Here is a 19,391-nt window from a genome sequence, read left to right as displayed (position 1 = left end):
CGAAGACGGACCGCCAACCGCGATCCTAGACCATGGCTCCACCGAGAGCCTCCTGATTCTCGCGCATGATGAAAACACTGAGTTCGTGTAGAATCCTACTGTGATTGAGCTCCCTGCACAGGAGGTTGTGTGCGTGTAGGCATGGCGGCCGTGTGCGCTTCTATGTGACATTGCGATGTTCAGACCCATTCCAGAAACGACGCTCTTCCGAAGGGTTCCCTATCGGTTGGTCTCTTCCGTGCTCTTGGTCCTCGCTTTGGTCGCCTCCGTCATTTTGCTTTTCAGCCTGGAACGAGAAAAACTTCTCCTTCGGGGTTCTTCCGAGGGCGGTAAGGCTCCCACGGAATTGGTCCATGCCCTCTGGCAGTCACGCAGTGATCTGCTCGTCGAGGCGCTCCTTGTTTTCTTAGTGAGTTCGATAGGTATTGCCGCAGTCATCACGTTTCTTCACTACGACACTGCCCGAAAAACACTGGAAGAAGTGAAAGGGCTGGCGCGGAATATTCTACACAGTATTCCCACAGGCGTGCTTACGATTAACCGGGGAGGAATCATCAGCGCGGTGAATCCCACAGCTGAGGTGGTTTTGAATCGCTCCACATCGGAGTTGCTCGGCAAAGGGTATGATGCCGTATTCCCCAAAGATGACCCGATCCGCCAGATACTCGACGGAGCGTTGAAAGAGCACCGTCATTTGAGTCACAGGGACTTTCTCTACGAATGCGGAGACCTAAACCCGAGGACAATTCGCGTGAGCACAGCGGAACTCACGGGGGACGATAAGAAACCGGCCGGGGTGATTTTGCAGGCGCAAGACGTTTCGGAGCGGTTAGCACTTGAACGACGCGTCCGTGTCGCAGAAAAGTTAGCGGCGCTGCACACGTTGTCTGCAGGGGTAGCGCACGAGCTGCGAAACCCCTTGAGCGCCATGGATCTGAATCTCCATCTTCTGGAAGAGGAACTTACGGAGAGGGGAACACTGGCAGAACCAGGGGCACGGTACCTTGGTGTCGTGAACGCCGAATGCCGCAGGCTCTCAGCGATTCTTGATAATTTTATGAAATTTGCCCGCCCGGGATCTGTTGGTTTACACGAGGTCGATGTCAAGGCACTTATCGACCACATCATGACGTTGATGCGCTTCGAGGCGGAGGAACGCCGGATTCGATTCGAACAGGAAATGGAAGACCACTTACCGCCTGTGCTGGGCGATGCAACTCAGATCAGTCAAGTATTGGTAAACATCGTCGTCAACGCGTTTCATGCCATGCCGAACGGCGGACGCTGTCAGATTTCAGCGGTTCAACGAGAGGCTGAAGGGAAACATTGGGTGGACATTACAGTAAAGGATAACGGAGTCGGGATCACGAAGGAGCAGCTCTCCCATCTGTTTGAGCCCTTCTATACAACCAAGTCGAGCGGCACTGGACTTGGTCTTGCCATAGCTTACCGCATTATGCAGGATCATGGCGGGACGATTCAGGTTGCGAGTGTGCCTGGCGGCGGGACGATGGTGGTGACTCAATTCCCCGCGTCGATTGGTCAACCGGACAAGGTTGGTGTGGGATCATGACACAGGTCTCTCAGGTTCTCATCGTTGATGATGAAGTCAACATCCGCAATGCCCTGGTGACCATGTTGGAGAAAAAGGGCTACCGGGTCTGGGGGCTGGGCACAGGAGAGGAGGCTCTGCGACACCTCGAAGAAACCCGAATGGATCTGGTGATCACCGATCTTCGGATGCCCGGGATGGGTGGCATAGAATTTCTGCGTCAACTGAAGGACAAATGGTCGGACACGGAAGTCGTCGTCATGACTGCATTTGGTTCGATCGATACAGCTGTTGAAGCGATGCGTCTGGGTGCCTATGACTATCTGACAAAACCGATCGATCGCGAGCGATTTGGAGTGGTCGTGGAGAAAGCGCTGGAGCGTCATACCCTAACCTCCGAGAACAAGCAACTCCGTGACCGTCTTGAAACGAGAATACGTTTCGATCAAATGGTCGGTGAGAGTGACGCCATGCAGGGAGTCTATAGCTTGGTGGAGATGGTGGCGGACAGCGATGTGACGGTCTTGCTCACGGGGGAAAGTGGAACTGGGAAGGAACTCATCGCGCGTGCAATACACCATAAGAGCCCGAGGGCCGACGGGCCGTTCATTACCATGAACTGCGGTGCATTGCCCGAGAACCTCTTTGAGAGCGAGTTATTCGGGTATGAGAAGGGCGCTTTCACTGGAGCGATGTCAACCAAGGTCGGGCGATTCGAACTGGCGGACGGTGGTACGCTGTTGCTGGATGAAGTGGGTGAACTCTCGCTCAAGTCGCAAGTCGATTTTCTACGTGTTCTTGAGACGAAGGAATTTCGGCGTCTGGGCGGCACGAAACTGATCAAAGTCGACACGAGAATCCTTGCGGCTACAAATCGCAACCTGGAAGAGGCGGTAAAGCAGGGAGAGTTTCGGGAAGATCTCTACTATCGGCTCAATGTCGTGCCTATCCGCCTCCCGCCGCTCCGCGAACGGGCAGACGATGTTCCGCTGCTTGTGGATCGATACCTGGCTGAGTCTTCAGCACAACATCACCGCGGACGGAAAGAAGTTTCGCGAGAGGCCATGCGGCTGTTACGACTCTATGGGTGGCCCGGGAACGTTCGGCAATTACGAAATCTCATGGAACGGCTTGTCGTCACGGTGAAGGATACTACGATTCAACCCGGGCATCTTCCTGAGGAGATTCAGACCAGCAAAGAGGATGCACGGACCATGGTGATCACATTGGGAACGTCTATAGAAGAGATTGAGCGGCAGGTCATTGAACGAACTCTAAAGGAAGTCACCAACCATCGAGAAAATGCCGCAAGGCTGTTGGGCATTAGCCTTAGGACTCTCCAATACAAGATCAAGGAATATGGAATTCGTGACTGATTGCTCCCGGCCGAATCTTCGCCTTGATTCCCGACCTGATTAGTAGTCTCGCATTTTCAGCACTGCCGGAGAGGTCTGAGGTCTTGTCATGACTCATACCGCAAGAAATGCACCTCAAATCACTACTGGGCAGCCAAACACTGCACTTCTTGCACAACGTAATTTGCGGCTGAAGGGTGGCGGTCCCAGCACCTCTCCACTCCAGCTATAACCCCGCGATAGATTTCATCCTTGCATAATATCCCTGTGCCTGTTCAACAGCGGCACTCTCCCTGCAATAGCTTCTGTGTGCGAGAAATTAAGAAAGCGGCGGGGTGAGAGGGAGGGTGTTGTCGTGAGATGCAGATTCTCACAGAAGAATCCCTTCAGGCTTGTGACAGCAACCAGGATGCTGGTGATACCTGGCTGTGCGCAACCGGCTGCCGAGCAACTTGAGGCTGCCAACAAAGCAAAGGGCTAGACATGACCATTAAGAAGGGAGACGGGCGGGACTGCAGGCTGTGCGCGAGCCGTCAGCGGACGCTAGATTGGCTGGCGCAACTCCAAGAACTGTCGGACGCGCTTGTGCTCTGTCCCACTGACATTACAGCGCGATGCGAACTGGCTACGTTGCTCGAGCGACTCGACCAACACGAAGAGGCGTTGGTCAATTGGAACGCGGTGCTGACTTACGATCCCAACAATCTAATAGCACGAGAAGGATCGGCTCGCTGTCGGCAGCGGATGGACCGGTCCCTCCAAGCAGGAGGCTGATCGTGAAGGACAATGAAACGCGGGCATGGCAGGGGTGGAAGGCGACGTTCTACGGTGTGTTGATCATCGCGCTGTTGGTAACCATCGCACATTTGGTTTTGGGGGGTTGAGGTATGAGATGTTGTGGTCGGGTAGGCAGCCGGTGGCGAGAGGATGATGGGAGAGTTTCCCGCATCAAGATCGGTCCGTGTGAATCAGGTGATCAAACCATCCCCTATCTAGGCCGAGCTGACGCATGAAGAGCAGACTCGATTCGTTTACGCGGTAATACGACAGGAACGCTAAGGCTCGAATCGATCGAATGTTAAACCTGTTATGGATCCTTCTCGGCGGGTATGTAGCCGGGATACTACTTCCGCTTTGTCTACCTCGACAGCCCAAAGCTCAAATTATCACGACCACCGCCCCCGCTATCGTGTCTACCAGCACAGGCGTCGTTCTTGGGCTCCTTGGACTCACGTCTTCGGATCCCATCACGGGATCGCTCGCCTCCACAATACCTCTGCTCACCTTCGCCATTCGGATTGATCCACTCGCAGCATTCTTCGTGTTGACCATCTCCCTAGCCGGTCTCGCCGCGTCGATCTATGCCATTGGATACATGCGTCATTTTGACGGGCACACATCGCTCCCTGTGCTCGGAGCGCTCTTCAACGGTTTTCTTTGTTCCATGACCGTGGTGGTCCTCGCAGACAACGGCATCTTTTTTCTCATCGCCTGGGAACTCATGTCGTTGCTCTCCTATTTCCTCGTGGTGACGGAGCACGAGAACGCTGAGGTGCGGTACGCGGGATTGTTCTACCTGATCATGACCCAGGTGGGAACCGCCTTCATCATCCTGACGTTCCTCATCTTTTTCCAAGAAGGCGGGTCGTTTGCGTTCGACGCTTTTCGACATCCGGAGCAGCTCTTGCCGGAGAACATGAGAACGATCGCATTTCTGATGGCCTTGATCGGCTTCGGTACCAAAGCGGGCATCGTGCCGCTCCATGTCTGGTTGCCCTACGCACATCCAGCAGCACCGTCGCATATCTCAGCCCTGATGTCCGGCGTCATGATCAAGACCGCTATTTATGCCCTGATTCGGGTGTATTTCGATTTCCTCGGCGGGCAATTCCCCTGGTGGTGGGGCTTCGTTGTCCTCGTGATCGGCGCAGTGTCTGCGTTGCTCGGCGTGATGTATGCGCTGATGGAGCATGATTTGAAAGGCTTACTCGCCTACCACAGTGTTGAGAACATTGGCATCATTCTGTTGGGGATCGGGGCCGGGATGATTTTTCAGACCTACGGACTCAAGGAGTTTGCCGCGCTGGGCTTGCTGGCCGGACTGTATCATACGATCAACCACGCCATGTTCAAGGCCCTGCTGTTCCTGGGAGCCGGTTCGCTGCTCTATGCGACGCACACACGCAACATGGAGGAATACGGCGGCCTTCTCCGGCGCATGCCATGGACCGGTGCCTGTTTCTTGATCGGGGCGGTGTCGATTGCCGCCCTGCCGCCGACCAACGGATTCGTCAGCGAATGGCTGGTGTTCCAAAGCCTCTTTCTCAGCTTTCACATTCCCGACACCTTCTTGAAGCTGATACTCCCACTTGCAGCGGCGATGCTGGCCCTGACCGGAGCCCTCGCCTTGGCCTGCTTCGCAAAAGCGTTCGGGATTTCGTTTCTGGCCCTTCCACGGAGCACATACGCACGACATGCGAGAGAGGTTCCGATTCCCATGCGTGTAGCGATGGCCTTCTTGGCGACGGTCTGTATCGCCCTTGGTCTTGGACCGATGGTGGTCGTGCCGCTGCTGGACCGAGTTGTCGCGCCGTTCACGGGTGTGTCGATCGAAGGCCAGGTGCTGGCCCTTGACGGTTGGGCGCTGGCTACGGTGAATGTGGAGTTTGCGAGTCTTTCGCCACCGATCCTCGCCCTGCTGCTGGGAGCGCTTTCAGTGCTTGGGCTCGGGATCGTGGCGGCCTTTGGCGGGCTCATGAGGAAGCGCTATTACAAAACGTGGGGCTGCGGGATCAACCTGACGCCCCGCATGGAGTATACGGCGACCGGATTTGTGCAACCCATCAAACGAGTATTCAGCTCGATTTATCAACCGACGGTGAAGCTCGAGACGGAGTTTCTCCACGAGTCACAGTATTTCGCCAAACGACGGCGCTTTGAATTTCACGTTGAGCCGGTCTTTCAGAAGTATCTGTATGATCCGGTGCTCGCGCTTGTTACTGCCCTAGCTGGGCGTCTGCGGGTCATTCAGGCGGGAAGCCTGCACCTGTACTTGGCCTATATCTTTGTCACGCTGATTGTCCTGTTATTGTTCTCGGTGTAAGCCGATGTTGGATGCCTTCATTCTTATCGCCATACAGACCGTCGTCTTATTGGCGTCCGCTCCGTTGATCGTCGGCCTTATCAGGAAGGTGAAGGCACGTCTGCAATGCCGGCGGGGAGCCTCCGTCTTCCAACCCTACGCTGATCTGACTAAGCTCTTTCAAAAGCAGCCGGTTGTCTCATCCACCACGTCGTGGATTTTCACCGCCACCCCCTACATCCTCTTTGCTTCGACGCTGGCGGCCGGGCTGCTGGTGCCAGTGTTTATCTCCAGGACTCCGTTGAACTTCGCAGGCAACATCATCGCCCTCGTCTATCTGCTAGCCTTGGGCACGTTCTTTTTGATGCTGGCCGGTCTCGACGCCGGTTCGACCTTCGGAGGGATGGGGAGCAGCCGCGAAGCGATTGTGGCGTCGATGACCGAGCCGGCCATGATGCTATCGGTCTTTGCAATCGCGCTCACGGCAGGGTCTACGAATCTGAGCACCATCGTCCACAAGACGGCGTTACTCGAAGGCATTGTGACCGATCCGTCGCCTCATCTCATGGCGTTCGCTGCACTGGTCATCGTGGCCATTGCCGAAACCGGGCGGGTGCCGGTGGATAATCCAGCCACCCACCTCGAACTCACGATGATCCACGAAGCAATGATTTTGGAATATTCGGGACGGTATCTGGCGCTGGTCGAATGGGCGGCGGGACTCAAGCTCTTGGTATTTCTTACCTTGATCGCCAACGTGTCCGCTCCCTGGGGGATTGCAACCAATATGGAGCCGGCTGCACTCGGTATCGGCTTGGCAGCCTATCTCGTAAAAATCTCGGGATTGGCGGTGTTGATCGGCATCCTTGAATCGATGTTTGCCAAGTTGCGTTTATTCAGAGTGACGGACTTGCTGGGAACCGCGTTTATCCTGGCACTGCTCGGACTCGTCTTCTTCTACGTCCGGCGAGGCTGATGTGCCGCTGATGACACCACCGATCGGATCACAATTGGTAGACTTGGGTTCGGCTCTCTTGCTGCTAACCTGTTTTGGAATTGTGGCACAGCGTCGCCTGTCGGCCTGTGTCGATCTGTTTGCCTTGCAATCGATTTTCCTCGCGCTCACCGCGACGCTCGTCGCATTGCTGACGGGGATTCACCATATTTACATCGCCGCTGCTCTGACCATCGTCATCAAGGCGATCGTCATCCCCCGGATCTTAAAAAAGGTGATCGAGCGACTCAATGTTTCACGTGAACTGGTGATGAATATCAATGTGCCGGCCAGCCTGCTCATCTGCGGGGTGCTGGTCATGGTCGCCTTCCTAATTACACAGCCGATCATTCCGTTTGGACATCTCCTGACCCGGGATTCGCTGGCCATTGCGCTGGCGATCGTGCTGATCGGTTTCTTTACGATGATCGCGCGCCAAAAGGCCGTCACGCAAATGATCGCGTTCCTGGTCATGGAAAACGGCCTCTTCTTAGGAGCCACGGCTGCAACCTATGGCATGCCGCTGATCGTTGAATTAGGCGTGTTCTTCGATGTATTGGTCGCCGCCTTGATCGCAGGCATCTATACGAATCGGCTGCAAGATGCCTTCGATAGCGTAGATACCGCCCACCTCAGCGAGCTGAAAGAATGAGCGATTTCGCCACGACGATCGCCATCAGCCTGCTCCTGCTCGCGCCACTTGTGGCTGGGGGGCTCAGCCTGCTGCTATCCAGCTCTCGCTGGCTTCATGTGACCAATTTGACCAGCATGGGAACACTGGTTGCCGCAGAAGTCATGATCACGCGATCCGTCTTCGCGCAAGGGTCGGTCACGGCGCTCGGTGAGATCGTGTACATCGACGCTCTCTCGTCGGTCATTCTGTTCATTATCGGGACGGTCGGCCTCGCCTGTTCCCTCTATATGCGGTCGTATATGGACGAACAAGTCGTACACGGCGTCATCGCGCCTAAACGCCTCAATCTGTTCTTCTTTCTGTTTCATATGTTCCTGCTGGCCATGGTCACTGCGACGGTTGCCAACAGCTTAGGCGTGCAATGGGTGGCGATCGAGGCGACGACGCTGGCGACGACGTTTCTCATCGCCTTCTGGCGGCGGCGCGAATCGTTGGAAGCCGGCTGGAAATATCTCATCCTCTGTTCCGTCGGGATCTCCCTGGCTCTGTTCGGAGTCGTGCTGATGTATTATTCCTCCTTGCGCGTGCTGGGAGATGTCAGTTCGGCCCTGAATATCACCCAACTCCAGCAGGTGGCGGAACAGCTGGATTCTCACATTCTGAAATTGGCCTTCGTGTTTCTGTTTGTCGGCTACGGCACAAAAGTCGGACTCGTGCCGATGCACAGCTGGCTGCCCGATGCCTACACGGAGGCGCCGGCACCGGTAGCGGCCATGCTGGCTGGCGTGCTGGAAACCGTGGCGGTCTATGCCATTCTGAGATGCCGGGGCATCGTCGACCAGGCCGTACCTCCGGATTTTACCGGCGGTCTATTAGCCGGCTTTGGGCTCGTCTCGTTCGCGCTCGCGGCGTTCTTTATCCTCGTGCAACACAATTACAAGCGCCTCTTTGCCTACTCCAGCATTGAGCATATGGGATTGGCGATGGTAGGGTTCGGGGTCGGCGGGCCCATCGGTAATTTTGGCGGCTTATTCCATTTGGTCAATCATGCCTTTGCCAAGTCGCTTGCCTTCTTTGCGGCAGGCAATATCCATCGCCGATTCAAGACCGTCGAGATCGATGAGGTCCGCGGCCTGACGACTGTACTGCCCTGGTCTGCTCTGGCGCTGCTCATTGCCGGACTCGCTCTAGCCGCACTTCCGCCCTTTGCGCTTTTCTCCAGTGAGATACAGATCGTCACGGCACTTGGATCCTCGGGGCCCCCGGGTGACTGGACCAGTCAGGGTGCCCGATTTCTTGTCGTGATTCTCCTGCTCGGCAGTCTCATTGCCTTCGCCGGCCTTCTCTATCGCATCACTGGCATGGTCTGGGGCATAGCTCCCAAGGGCGTCGTCCCTGGGGAGCAGTGGTCTGTGGGGCACGTTCCGATCATTTTCCTGGGAGCCGTGCTCGTGGGATTCTGTTGGGCTCTGCCGCCTCCGTTGCAGCAACTCTTTGACACCGCCTCAACCCTGTTGGTCAAACGGTAGTCGGGAGGAAACAGTGACAGACAGTCCATCGCCTGAGCGATCAATCGAACAGCAGATACGGACAGTTTTTCCCTGCTTGGTTCCGCATTACCCCTCAGGCACGGCTCTGGCGTGTTACCGCACCGACAAACTCCAACTACCGAAGCTCGTCCAGCTTCTTCATGAGAAGATGCAAGGCCGCCTGGCTCTGCTATTCGCGGTCGATTGCCGACCCCTGGAGGAGAAGTATGAGTTGCAGTATCTGTTTGCGTTCAAGTCCCACCAACCATTTGTGCTGTTGACGACAAAGTTGACCGGAGATGACCGTCTATTCACGTCGATCACTCCGTCGGTTCATGCCGCGCAATGGTATGAACGGGAGATTCGTGATCTCTTTGGTTTGATCCCACAAGGCCATCCTGATCTTCGTCGTCTGGTTCGACACGAGCATTGGCCGAAGGGAACCCATCCGTTAAGGAAAGACTTTCTATGGAACAGAGTCCTGAAACGCCAACAGGGCGAATACCGTTTCCACCACATTGAAGGGGAAGGGGTTTTTGAAGTTCCGGTCGGACCGATTCACGCTGGGATCATCGAACCCGGACACTTCCGCTTTTCGGTTGCCGGCGAGCCCATCATGCAGTTGGAAGTGCGCCACTTCTGGAAACATCGTGGCGTGGAAAAACTGTTCGAGCAACTCACGCTGATCGACGCGGTACTGCTGGCGGAACGCGTGTCTGGGGACACGACCATCGGGCACAGTCTGGCCTACTGCCAAGCGGTGGAAACGCTCCTGCATCTCGACGTGCCACGACGCGCCAGGTACCTCCGTTCTCTCTTTCTGGAACTGGAACGACTGTACAATCACCTCGGGGATATCGGTGCGATGTGCAATGACACGGCGTATGCGCTGGCCCATGCGCATTGTGGGCGGATGAAGGAGCGAGTCATGCAACTCAATGAACGGCTGACAGGTTCACGGTTTCTTCGGGGCGTCATGCGGATAGGAGGAGTCAGTTGGGACGTCGATCGCGGCCTATTCAGCAACCTCGTTGAAGAACTCAACGGCATCCAGAAGGACTTCTCCGAAGTGGGCGCGATCATCTTTGCCAATGCCTCACTCACCGATCGACTTGAGACCACAGGAGTCCTGACGGAACGGATCGCCCGGGATCATGCTGTGACCGGAGTGGTCGGGCGGGCGTCGGGGATGGATCAGGATGTCCGACGAGATCGCCCTTTCGCCGCGTATGACGAACTGCCGGTGAACGTGGCGCTGTATCGCTATGGCGACGCACGAGCGAGATTGCGCGTCCGTGGCGATGAGATCCACGAATCGATCCGACTCATCCGCGAGATTCACGCGCGAATTCCGGATGGTCCCATAGCGGCTGAACCAGACCGATCGGCGTCTCCTGGAACCTGGGCAGTCGCTGCCGTGGAGGGATGGCGAGGCGAGATTCTCTATTTCGTATCGGCCGGAGACGATGGAATGATTCATCGCTGCAAAGTCCGCGATCCCTCATTCGTCAATTGGCCTGCCCTACAATGGGCTGTGTTAGGGAACATCATTCCTGATTTTCCACTGATCAACAAGAGCTTCAATCTGTCGTATGCGGGCAATGACCTCTGAGAAGGGGACGAGCCATGTTTCGGATCATCAAAAAAAGCCTTAAGACGGGCGTCGTCACGGGACAATATCCAGAATCTGAACCGCCCTCGGAACCAATCAATCCGGCTGTGACAGAAAAGACTAAGATCTTTCGGCAATCTCTCGCAATCCGGGAAGTCGATACGGGTTCCTGCAACGCCTGTGAGATGGAGATGAACGCGCTTATGAATCCCGTGTACGACGCCGAGCGGTTCGGCATTCATGTCGCCGCCTCGCCGCGTCACGCCGATGCATTGGTGGTGACCGGCCCGGTCACCATTAATATGGAGCGAGCCTTGAAAGATGTGTTCAAGCAAACGCCCGAGCCGAAGATTGTGATTGCGCTCGGCGATTGTGCGATGAACTGCGGCATGTTCAAAGGCAGCTATGCCGTGACGGGTCCGGTTGAGCGCCACATTCCCGTCGACGTCCGTATACCCGGCTGCCCGCCGCGCCCGGATGAAATTCTCAAAGTCCTGTCAGAACTGCGCAAGCCGACGGAATGAGGCAGAACAGCATGTGGGACAGGCTTCTCACGTCATGCGCTCCAGAACATTTCAGCTATTGCTGAGGATATATGTCCAAAGGTAAGGCACGCGTGGTGATTTTGGGCGGGGGGTTCGGGGGCATGTATGCGGCGTTGGCCTTCGAACGGGCGTTGGCGCGCGGCGCGGCCGTCGACGTCACGCTCGTCAACCACGATAACTTTTTCCTCTTCACCCCGATGCTGCACGAGGTCGCCGCGAGCGACCTCGACATCACCAATATCGTCAGCCCGATCCGCAAGCTGCTGCGGCGGGTGACGTTCTTTCATGGCGAGATCGAGGCCATCGATCTCGTGCAGCAACGCGTCGGCCTGTCGCATGGGCACGAGCAGCATTGCCACTCGCTGCCCTATGACCACCTCGTGCTGGCCCTCGGCTCCACCACGAATTTCTTCAACATTCCCGGGGTGGCCAGCCGGGCGTTCACGATGAAGTCCCTGAGTGACGCGATTGTGCTCCGCAACCATCTCATTGCCAATCTGGAGGAAGCGGACTTTGAGTGTGGGGGGGGCTTCCGGGCGCCGCTGCTGAACTTCGTCGTGGCCGGCGGCGGGTTTGCGGGGGTCGAAACCATTGCGGCCATGAATGACTTTTTGCGGGAGGCGGTGCGGTTCTTTCCACATCTTCGGGGCGACATGTTGCGGCTCATCCTGGTCAGTGCGGGGCCGGTGATCTTACCGGAACTCGGGGAGAAGCTCGGCACGTACGCTCAGCGCAAGCTTGGGGAGCAGCAGGTGGAAATCCATGCGAACTGTAAAGTCACCGCCGTGACGGATCGCGACGTCATGCTCAGCGATGGGACCACCGTGACGACCAATACGCTGGTCTGGACCGCCGGCATTACCCCGCATGCCCTCTTAGCCACCCTGCCGTGCCCGAAAACGAAGGGCCGGGTCCTCGTCAATGAGTACCTGGAAGTGCCCGGGTGCCCCGGGGTGTGGGCGTTGGGGGACTGTGCGCTCGTGCCGGATGGCCGGACGGGCGCCTTCCATCCGCCCACCGCGCAACATGCGCTCCGGGAAGGGCGGGTGGCGGCGCGGAATATTCTCGCCACCGTGCGCGGTGCCCCGATGAAACCCTTCCGCTACGCGACGATCGGGCTGCTGGCGCCCATCGGGAAACGGACCGGGGTCGCCAACATTCTCGGGGTGAACTTCTCCGGCTTCTTCGCCTGGTGGCTCTGGCGCACCATTTATTTGCTGAAACTCCCGCGCTTGGAGAAGAAACTCCTCGTGGCCTTGGACTGGACCTTAGATGTGCTGTTCTCGAAGGATCTCGTCCACTTTCGCACCTCGCGCCCCCGAACGCCCCCACCGGCGGCGGATGAATTCGAGAAACCGGCCTGAATTCTGTGCGCCCCGTTCTTCATTACTTGTTTTCAAACAACAGATCGAGGGAGACCGTCTCATTCGGTTTCACGGTGATCTCCCGCTCTTGCATTCCCAAAATAGGGTGCCAGGCCTTGATGCGGTAGGTGCCGGCCGGAAGATCTCCAATGGCGAATGAGCCCTCGAGATCCGTCACCGCATAGTAGGGATTGTCGATGGCATATCCCCAATTCTGCATGTAGGGATGCCGCCCGCACTGCATGGTGAAGACCTTTCGTCCTTTCACTAATTGAACCACATCCGTAGTCCCGCTGGCTTGCAGCGCCGGCCGATGGAGCACGATATCCACTCCAGCCTGGTCATAGGCGTAGCCTTGAATATCGTGGGCAACCGGATCCCGATTGGTGACGGTGACTTGGCGCTTATCGCTGACCACGGTCACAAATGGGAGGAACTGACAAATGTTCGCTTCCATCTGGGCATCCGTGAAGGTGAACGGCTTCCCTCTCTCGATTCCCTCCACGATCACGACCACATCCTTGAGTCCGCCTTCTCCTCCGATATTGACCTCTTTCAAGAATCGGCGCCCCTTTCCGTCCGAGAGCGCTCCACAGAACACTTCATCGGCATAGCGCCGCAACTCAAATTCTTTTGGAGGCGGAACCGTTCCCGCAAACATCACCTTGCCGCGCACCGTCGCGGCCTCGGTTACGGTTCCTGACTCATAGGCTCCGGCATCCTGACGAAACCCCAACGTCAACATGGCCGACAGGCAACCCACTGTGCATAGCCCTACTCGAATCGCTTGTTTCATATCTTCTCCAGTCACGCGATCAATGTTGCGTGCCTGCTGATGGATTCGCGTTATCCAGTCGTCGCGGAAGTTCGAAGAGGAACGGAGACTGCTGAGTGAAAATCAACCGGCGAAACTCCTCAGACCACTTCCCCTGCTTGCTCACGGTCTTGAGGGGAAATCGCTCCGCCTTGGTCACCCACCGATAATATTGGCGAGATCTGCCATTTTCGGCAACCGTGATCTCGAACAATTCGGTAGGGCGGCCGTCCAGCATCTCTTCACCCACGAACTCACGTAAGACTTCTCCTTCCATCTTCTCAGTGACCGTCAACAAATGGCTGCTGGCAATCGGGACCTCAAGGTATTGCCGGCGTTTCGACAAGATGAGCCACGAATGCTGCTTGTCCATTCGAACGATCATGATATTGGCACCGCTTTGTGGTTGCGTGTATTCGAACCGCCAGCGATCATCTTTGGCATTGACGTGAGCGGTGACCGCAGACGTCCCGTCTTTGACAATTCGGTCGGCGGAAAAATCGAGCGCCGTCGCCGTCGCCACAGGGCCGCTTACGAGAACAATCGAGATGAACCAGAACACGGGCCACCCGGCTAATGTGCGCTTCCGGCTTACGTCCATGTCTTGTTTGTACCGCATGGATGAGATGCGGTTCAAGGCACTGTTGGCCGCCAAAAATGAATGAGGGGAAACCCGGTTTTTCAACCGGATTCCCCCCATCAAGGTCTGCAATGAGGCAGGCCTACTTGACCTGCGTGGACACCGGTAGGGATTGCACCGGCGATGGCTCTTCCGCCTGTTGGGTGGCCGGACTCCGACCGCTCAACGGCAAAATCGCGCGGCTGTCACGATCCAAAACCTTCAACATTCCCCAGTGACCGGCGTCAAGGTACCCGGGCCTCTGGTTGAGCCAGAGATAGTCGCCGGGGATACTGTTCGGCCCACCGGCCCCGCCGTGCAACCAGGCATTGATGACCTCGGACCCGCCGAATTCCATGGTGCTGACGAGGTCCGCCCCGGTCAGGTAGGGCTCATGTTTCCATTCATGACCGGACACGCTGAACAGCTGGACCTGTTCGCTGAAGGCACCTAGCACATGAATCACGACCGGATCGCCGACATGCGCGGCGATGGTCGGCGTCACCGGCTGCTCACCAGCCTTCACGCACACGAAGATTTCACTGTACGCACAGCCTTTCTCAGTGCGGTAATCCGTCGGCTCGGACCGATAGTTCACCGCCGTCACACCAGCGACTTTTTGGATGTACGGCATGAAGCTGGTGCCGATGATATTGTCCTCATCCTGGAACAGCAGCGCGAACGACCGATAGTTCTGCCGATGTTCATTCCCCGACAGAGTGCGATCGACGATCACGTCCGCCTTCCAGGAGCTCTTGTCGCTCAGATCTTCGCCGCTGGCCGGATCGCGATAACGCGATCCCTTCGGACCGATGATGATCGCGCCAAAGAGCCCGTTTCGGGGATTTTCAATCACGTTTCCCCAGTCCTGAATCAGAGCCGCGTTTTCGCCGAATTCAGGATGGGCATAGTACGTGTAGGTCCGGCTTTGTCCCGGCGCGACGGTCTGGTCACCGGGGTTGTTGCCCGCGTTGATCCCCATCGATTCCTTGGGATCGTAGGCCAAATTATCGACGTGGAATCCGGCCCGATCTTTGGCCATTTCGTTCTTCAGATTGACCTTGATGCAATCGCCGACATTCACATGCAGGGTAAGCGGACTCGGTTCGAGGCTGCCCGAGGCAACCTTCGTCTTTTCACCTTCGAGCACGTACATCTTTCCGGTTTCGTTGCCCAGCACCATCTTCCGCTCCAAGTCCACCTCCATCACACCGGGCGTTCCTTTGTTGTACCGGATCGCCTTATCGATGGCGGCGACATTGAAGGTCTTGACCGGCGCATCGGCCGGACAGACGGACTTCGCCGATTGAGGAATCTCCGCCCGACCCGGCAGCGGCTTCAGCGTCGCATCCGCCTGATCGAACACTCTGAAAATCCCCCAGCTGCCTTCCGCGAAGTGAGACGCGCGCCCGCTGTAGTAGAGATAGTCTCCGGCCATCTGCTGCGGTCCCCCTGCGGCCGGGATGGCCGCGTCATACCGCTCTCCGATCACGACGTGCAACGTGCTGCGCGGGATCGAGTCCTTGCTGTACCGCTCCATCGGGAACCAATGGCCGCTGATGTGCCAGGAATGCACTTCGTTGGCCGATCCTTCAATCAACCGGACGACCACCGGATCGCCCAGATAGGCCCGCAACATCGGGGTCTCGGGATCTCCGTGAATCGAGCTGCTGAACAACTGCGATGGATCGGGGTTGTTGGCGAGCCGCACAGACAACGGCTCAACCCGCATGTTGTAGCCGCCGCCGGTCGTCGCTTCGCCGCCGTTCAAGAATTTCATCGGCAACAGATTGAGCCGGGCGGGGTACACTGCGGAAGGGGTCCCGTCGACGGAAATTGCTCCGACCTTCGCCTGCGGATTGTCGGTGGTGATCAGTTCCGACGTTCTGGGGTTGGAATCCATGACCTGCGTGACGATCTCACGGAACGAACCCTTGATATGCGCGGACACCGGTTCGGTCGTGTGAATGTCGGCCACCGGTCCGCTGCGGACTTCCTTACCGGTCACCGGGTCATGATAGGTCGATCGCGGCGGCTCGGCGATAAACGTTGAGTAAAAGCCGTGGCCCCAGCCATCCAATCCGAACACATGGTCGTGCCAGAACGTGGTGCCGAAATCGGCGTCCACGTACCACCGTTCTCTGATCCACTCCACCGAGACGATTTCGCCCTTCTTGTGGTGATACTTGAGCGGCCGCTCAAACGTGATCTGGTTTCCACTGATCTTGCTGATTCGTGCTGATTCAAACCGGCCGACCTCGTCCATGCCCACGCCGAGTTCCGTCTTCACGTGATAGCGCGAGGCATCCTTGACCGTGATGGTCGCCGTTCCCTTGGCGGCATCGGCTTCGATCGTCGTGTTCATCGGCACCGGCATACCTTTGCCGGGGTGTTCGTCCTTCAAGATGGTGAAGGGTCGCAGCGACATCTCGTAGGAGAAACCGATGATGGGACCATCCGACGCCTGAGTGTCGAACTGGAACATGTGCGGGTGCAGGTTCGTCTTGCTGGAGAACCCTTGACGCTGATCGTCCTTCAACTCGCTCGTGTAGACGACGTCGATGCAATCCTGCACGTTCCCGCGGATCACCAATGGCATCTGCTTGGCGGAAGTTTTCCGGACGTCCTGCTCTTCTTCATGCAGCACATAGAGCATGCCGTCCGGGTCCACGATCGCCGGTGTCTTGGCGGTCGCCCTCTTCAGTGTGATCGGCAACGTAATCGCATGGATGTTGAAGAATTTTTGCGGCGCTCCTTCAGGACATAGACTCCACGGTCCCTGCTCTCCAGGCCTCGGTGGCTCCGTCGAGTTGCTGCCGTCGTCCCGGCGATGGATCGGTTCCAGCCATGGGGCACCGCTATGGCTTGGCGAGAAGGGGACACGACGGCCCAGATGCGGCCGCAACCACGGCCAAGCGAGTTTGCCGGATCGCGCATCGAAGAGAATCTCCTGCCGCTTCCCGGGCGTGGCCGACTTGTAGTTCACCCACTCATACGCGGTCTCCAGCTCAGTGAGCGCCTTGTGGCCATCCCAAGCCCAATCATTCACGGTCGCATCGTACGCGAGTGTCTGATCCTTTTCGCTGTTCTTCTTACCCGGCTTGCCTTGCGGAGGAAGCATCATCTCGACCCAGTCCTTGAGGGAGACCTTCACCGGATCTGCTTTCCAATCAGTCCGATCCTTCGTGATCTCGTACTTCTTCCCACCGTACCAATCCACTGTGGTGCCGACCAGCTTGTCCGATGGAATGCCTCCTTTCATCTTGCCCGCACGGTCAGGAAGTTCCACGAGCGGTTTCATGACGTCGGTCTGGAACCCCGGCGCTTGCAGCGTATTGTAGACACGCCAGAATCCCCACATGCCCGTCACATAATGTTGGGGGATATGGCAATGGAACACGAACTCACCGGCCAACGCCTGGAGTCCGCCGGATCCACCCTCGATCACCTGATCGTACACTTCCGTCGGTCCGATGGACTGTACGTCCAATCGATCCGAAGTATCGCTGATCGGAGGGAACTTCACCGGGCCGTTCTTCGACACCGCAAAGTCGAGCTGACTGTTCCCCGGCTGGCGCGCCCACCGGATGGACCCGCCGTGGAGATGATGCGAATGCACGATTTCCGACCCGCCTGCCATCCGGAATTTGGCCGGATCGCCGAGGTAGGACCTGGGAATCGTCGTCGCCGGATCACCGAACGTATAGGAGCCGTACGCCATCGACTCGTCGCCGTAGAACCCCATGTGCGCCTGAAGCTCGATGCGCGTACCGTGCGGCTCGCTGCGATAATTGAGCAGCCGGGCGCCCGGCCGATACGAATCGGTGTGGGGATCGCGCTGCGGCAGCATCTCACCTTTCTTGTTCAAGAGCCGAAAGGCCTCGTCACCGGCCTCATGGTAGAAGATCGCGAACTCTCGGAAGTCCGCACCGTTCGGATCTTCAATCATCGCCTCCCAACCACTCGGCATCGGCTGACCATCGAATGGACTGAGATAACGCGATCCGCGTGGTTCCACCACGAGCATCCCGATCAAGCCCAGATTGAATTGCTCGCGCGAGGCATGTGACCGGAAGAATCGCGCGCCCTCTTGCGTGTCCGGTTGGATGTACCATTCAAAACTCCGCTGCCCTCCAACCGCCACCGTCGTATCCGGGTTCGAAGGAGTCGCCGGCTTGCCCGTGGCAGTCACGACCATGGACGACCCGTTGATGACGAGATTGGTCGGTTCATCGTTGATCTGGTTGTGGAGGGTCAGCTTGAGGCAATCGCCTTGATTGGCGCGGATCACTAAAGGCTGAATGATGTCTCCTTGCAATCCGTTCGACACCGCGCCGGGATCGTTCTCTTTCTCTCGAGCGTCACTGTTGGCTTTCTCCTCGCCCCGCACCTTCTCAACATTCTCGGTCAGCACATACATGTAGCCCGGGAAGTAGTCGAGAAACCGGCTCAACGTGATTTCGACGTTGATCGCAGAGACGTGGTACTCTTTGACCGGCGCGTTGGCCGGACACCGTTGGCCGCCGCTGACAGCAACCTTGGACGGGTCTTCCGCGACCAGCAGAACGCCCTGCTGGAGCATGTGGCTATTGGCCCCATTACTATAGCCACCTTTCGCCCCTATGAACTCTTGCTGGCGCTTGACCTCATCCATCATTCGATCGTGCAGGATCGACCCGCCCTCGCGATAGATGACCTTGTCTGCCGATGCCTGGCCCGCATTGTCGTGATGACGATGTTGCTCGGCAGCAAATCCTATCGGTGCGAACGCTAAACTGCTCGCCAACGCCAGGCTTTGGAATCGCAGCATCACGCCGGCGTTCTTCTGCCTCCGCGTTTGTTCAAGTTGACTGGACCTCATGTCTCGGCCTCCTCTCCCTAGTGTAGCTGCCTCATCAGACGGCTCGTTGATTTCTGCTCATCGGTACTCATCCACAATCCTCTCGTCGTCCTTTGGAAAGAGAACCGGCCTCCGACGGACTTCCGGCCTGATTCACCGGAGGGTTAAGAGCTGGTGAAGGGCTCCTTCTCGCGAAGGAATGGGTCATTCGGAGGCCGGTCCAAAATCACCCAAACCTTCACCAGCGATTTCTTCCTAGCGCAATCGCCGTGCCTCCTCGAACAAGATTTTGGATCAATAGAACTTTTCACATAGAGACAAGGGGTTAGAGAGAGTCTGGGGCCTGTCTCGTCGATCAACAGAGGTGGGGAGCTCTTCTACAGAATAAGACAGTGACGGAGCTCTATCGAGGGATCCAATGAAAATCATGAGGTTACGCTGTCCATTGCAT

Annotated in this window: 13 protein-coding genes; 10 read left to right on the top strand and 3 right to left on the bottom strand. The window is 57.2% G+C overall.

Going from position 1 to position 19,391, the window contains the following annotated elements:
- Positions 1 to 175 precede the first annotated feature (175 nt).
- The 10 genes from H8K04_00485 (at position 176) to H8K04_00440 (ending at position 12,667) form a co-directional block, all read left to right on the top strand.
- Positions 176 to 1,573: a PAS domain-containing protein gene (locus H8K04_00485; GenBank protein UVT16080.1), complete on the top strand. Its 1,398-nt coding sequence runs from the start codon at positions 176 to 178 to the stop codon at positions 1,571 to 1,573.
- Entirely contained in the window at positions 1,570 to 2,928 is a 1,359-nt protein-coding gene (locus H8K04_00480; protein ID UVT16079.1) for a sigma-54-dependent Fis family transcriptional regulator, read from the top strand. Before H8K04_00485 ends, H8K04_00480 begins: the two co-directional genes overlap by 4 nt.
- A gap of 462 nt (positions 2,929 to 3,390) precedes the next feature.
- On the top strand, positions 3,391 to 3,681 hold the full coding sequence (locus tag H8K04_00475) for a hypothetical protein (GenBank protein UVT16078.1): 291 nt from the start codon (positions 3,391 to 3,393) through the stop codon (positions 3,679 to 3,681).
- A gap of 301 nt (positions 3,682 to 3,982) precedes the next feature.
- Complete coding sequence (gene hyfB / locus H8K04_00470; protein UVT16077.1) at positions 3,983 to 6,010, top strand: hydrogenase 4 subunit B; 2,028 nt, start codon at positions 3,983 to 3,985, stop codon at positions 6,008 to 6,010.
- A gap of 4 nt (positions 6,011 to 6,014) precedes the next feature.
- Positions 6,015 to 6,965 carry an NADH-quinone oxidoreductase subunit H gene (locus tag H8K04_00465; protein ID UVT16076.1) on the top strand — a complete coding sequence of 317 codons (951 nt, stop codon included), beginning with the start codon at positions 6,015 to 6,017 and terminating at the stop codon, positions 6,963 to 6,965.
- A 10-nt stretch (positions 6,966 to 6,975) separates the two neighbouring features.
- A complete protein-coding gene (locus H8K04_00460) occupies positions 6,976 to 7,635 on the top strand; it encodes a hydrogenase (protein UVT16075.1) in 660 nt (219 codons plus the stop codon).
- The gene (locus tag H8K04_00455; protein UVT16074.1) at positions 7,632 to 9,146 is read left to right on the top strand and encodes a hydrogenase 4 subunit F; all 1,515 of its coding nucleotides are present in this window, start codon (positions 7,632 to 7,634) and stop codon (positions 9,144 to 9,146) included. Before H8K04_00460 ends, H8K04_00455 begins: the two co-directional genes overlap by 4 nt.
- 13 nt (positions 9,147 to 9,159) lie before the next feature.
- On the top strand, positions 9,160 to 10,758 hold the full coding sequence (locus tag H8K04_00450) for an NADH-quinone oxidoreductase subunit C (protein ID UVT16073.1): 1,599 nt from the start codon (positions 9,160 to 9,162) through the stop codon (positions 10,756 to 10,758).
- Positions 10,759 to 10,772: 14 nt separating this feature from the next.
- Entirely contained in the window at positions 10,773 to 11,282 is a 510-nt protein-coding gene (gene nuoB, locus H8K04_00445) for an NADH-quinone oxidoreductase subunit NuoB (GenBank protein ID UVT16072.1), read from the top strand.
- A 71-nt stretch (positions 11,283 to 11,353) separates the two neighbouring features.
- Positions 11,354 to 12,667, top strand: a complete 1,314-nt coding sequence (locus H8K04_00440) for an NAD(P)/FAD-dependent oxidoreductase (GenBank protein ID UVT16071.1) — start codon at positions 11,354 to 11,356, stop codon at positions 12,665 to 12,667.
- 22 nt (positions 12,668 to 12,689) lie between these two features.
- Here the strand turns inward: H8K04_00440 and H8K04_00435 are convergent, their stop codons facing one another.
- The 3 genes from H8K04_00435 to H8K04_00425 are packed head-to-tail and all read right to left on the bottom strand — an operon-like array spanning position 12,690 to position 18,961.
- Entirely contained in the window at positions 12,690 to 13,463 is a 774-nt protein-coding gene (locus H8K04_00435) for a carboxypeptidase regulatory-like domain-containing protein (GenBank protein ID UVT16070.1), read from the bottom strand.
- Between the two features lie 19 nt (positions 13,464 to 13,482).
- Entirely contained in the window at positions 13,483 to 14,181 is a 699-nt protein-coding gene (locus H8K04_00430; GenBank protein ID UVT16069.1) for a hypothetical protein, read from the bottom strand.
- Positions 14,182 to 14,203: 22 nt separating this feature from the next.
- Positions 14,204 to 18,961 carry a multicopper oxidase domain-containing protein gene (locus H8K04_00425; protein UVT16068.1) on the bottom strand — a complete coding sequence of 1,586 codons (4,758 nt, stop codon included), beginning with the start codon at positions 18,959 to 18,961 and terminating at the stop codon, positions 14,204 to 14,206.
- Positions 18,962 to 19,391: the final 430 nt, after the last annotated feature.

The sequence above is a fragment of the Nitrospira sp. genome, from assembly GCA_024760525.1.
GTDB lineage: Bacteria > Nitrospirota > Nitrospiria > Nitrospirales > Nitrospiraceae > Nitrospira_D.
The sequence above is the reverse complement of the archived record's forward strand: the minus strand, read 5'-3'. Positions and strand labels throughout refer to the sequence as shown.

What these genes read in the sequence shown, in the direction of transcription:
- H8K04_00485 (UVT16080.1), top strand. Translation starts at nt 176, where the DNA reads ATGTTCAGACCCATTCCAGAAACGACGCTCTTCCGAAGGGTTCCCTAT.
- H8K04_00480 (UVT16079.1), top strand. Translation starts at nt 1,570, where the DNA reads ATGACACAGGTCTCTCAGGTTCTCATCGTTGATGATGAAGTCAACATC.
- H8K04_00475 (UVT16078.1), top strand. Translation starts at nt 3,391, where the DNA reads ATGACCATTAAGAAGGGAGACGGGCGGGACTGCAGGCTGTGCGCGAGC.
- hyfB (UVT16077.1), top strand. Translation starts at nt 3,983, where the DNA reads ATGTTAAACCTGTTATGGATCCTTCTCGGCGGGTATGTAGCCGGGATA.
- H8K04_00465 (UVT16076.1), top strand. Translation starts at nt 6,015, where the DNA reads ATGTTGGATGCCTTCATTCTTATCGCCATACAGACCGTCGTCTTATTG.
- H8K04_00460 (UVT16075.1), top strand. Translation starts at nt 6,976, where the DNA reads ATGACACCACCGATCGGATCACAATTGGTAGACTTGGGTTCGGCTCTC.
- H8K04_00455 (UVT16074.1), top strand. Translation starts at nt 7,632, where the DNA reads ATGAGCGATTTCGCCACGACGATCGCCATCAGCCTGCTCCTGCTCGCG.
- nuoB (UVT16072.1), top strand. Translation starts at nt 10,773, where the DNA reads ATGTTTCGGATCATCAAAAAAAGCCTTAAGACGGGCGTCGTCACGGGA.
- H8K04_00440 (UVT16071.1), top strand. Translation starts at nt 11,354, where the DNA reads ATGTCCAAAGGTAAGGCACGCGTGGTGATTTTGGGCGGGGGGTTCGGG.
- H8K04_00435 (UVT16070.1), bottom strand. Translation starts at nt 13,463, where the DNA reads ATGAAACAAGCGATTCGAGTAGGGCTATGCACAGTGGGTTGCCTGTCG.
- H8K04_00430 (UVT16069.1), bottom strand. Translation starts at nt 14,181, where the DNA reads ATGGGGGGAATCCGGTTGAAAAACCGGGTTTCCCCTCATTCATTTTTG.
- H8K04_00425 (UVT16068.1), bottom strand. Translation starts at nt 18,961, where the DNA reads ATGAGGTCCAGTCAACTTGAACAAACGCGGAGGCAGAAGAACGCCGGC.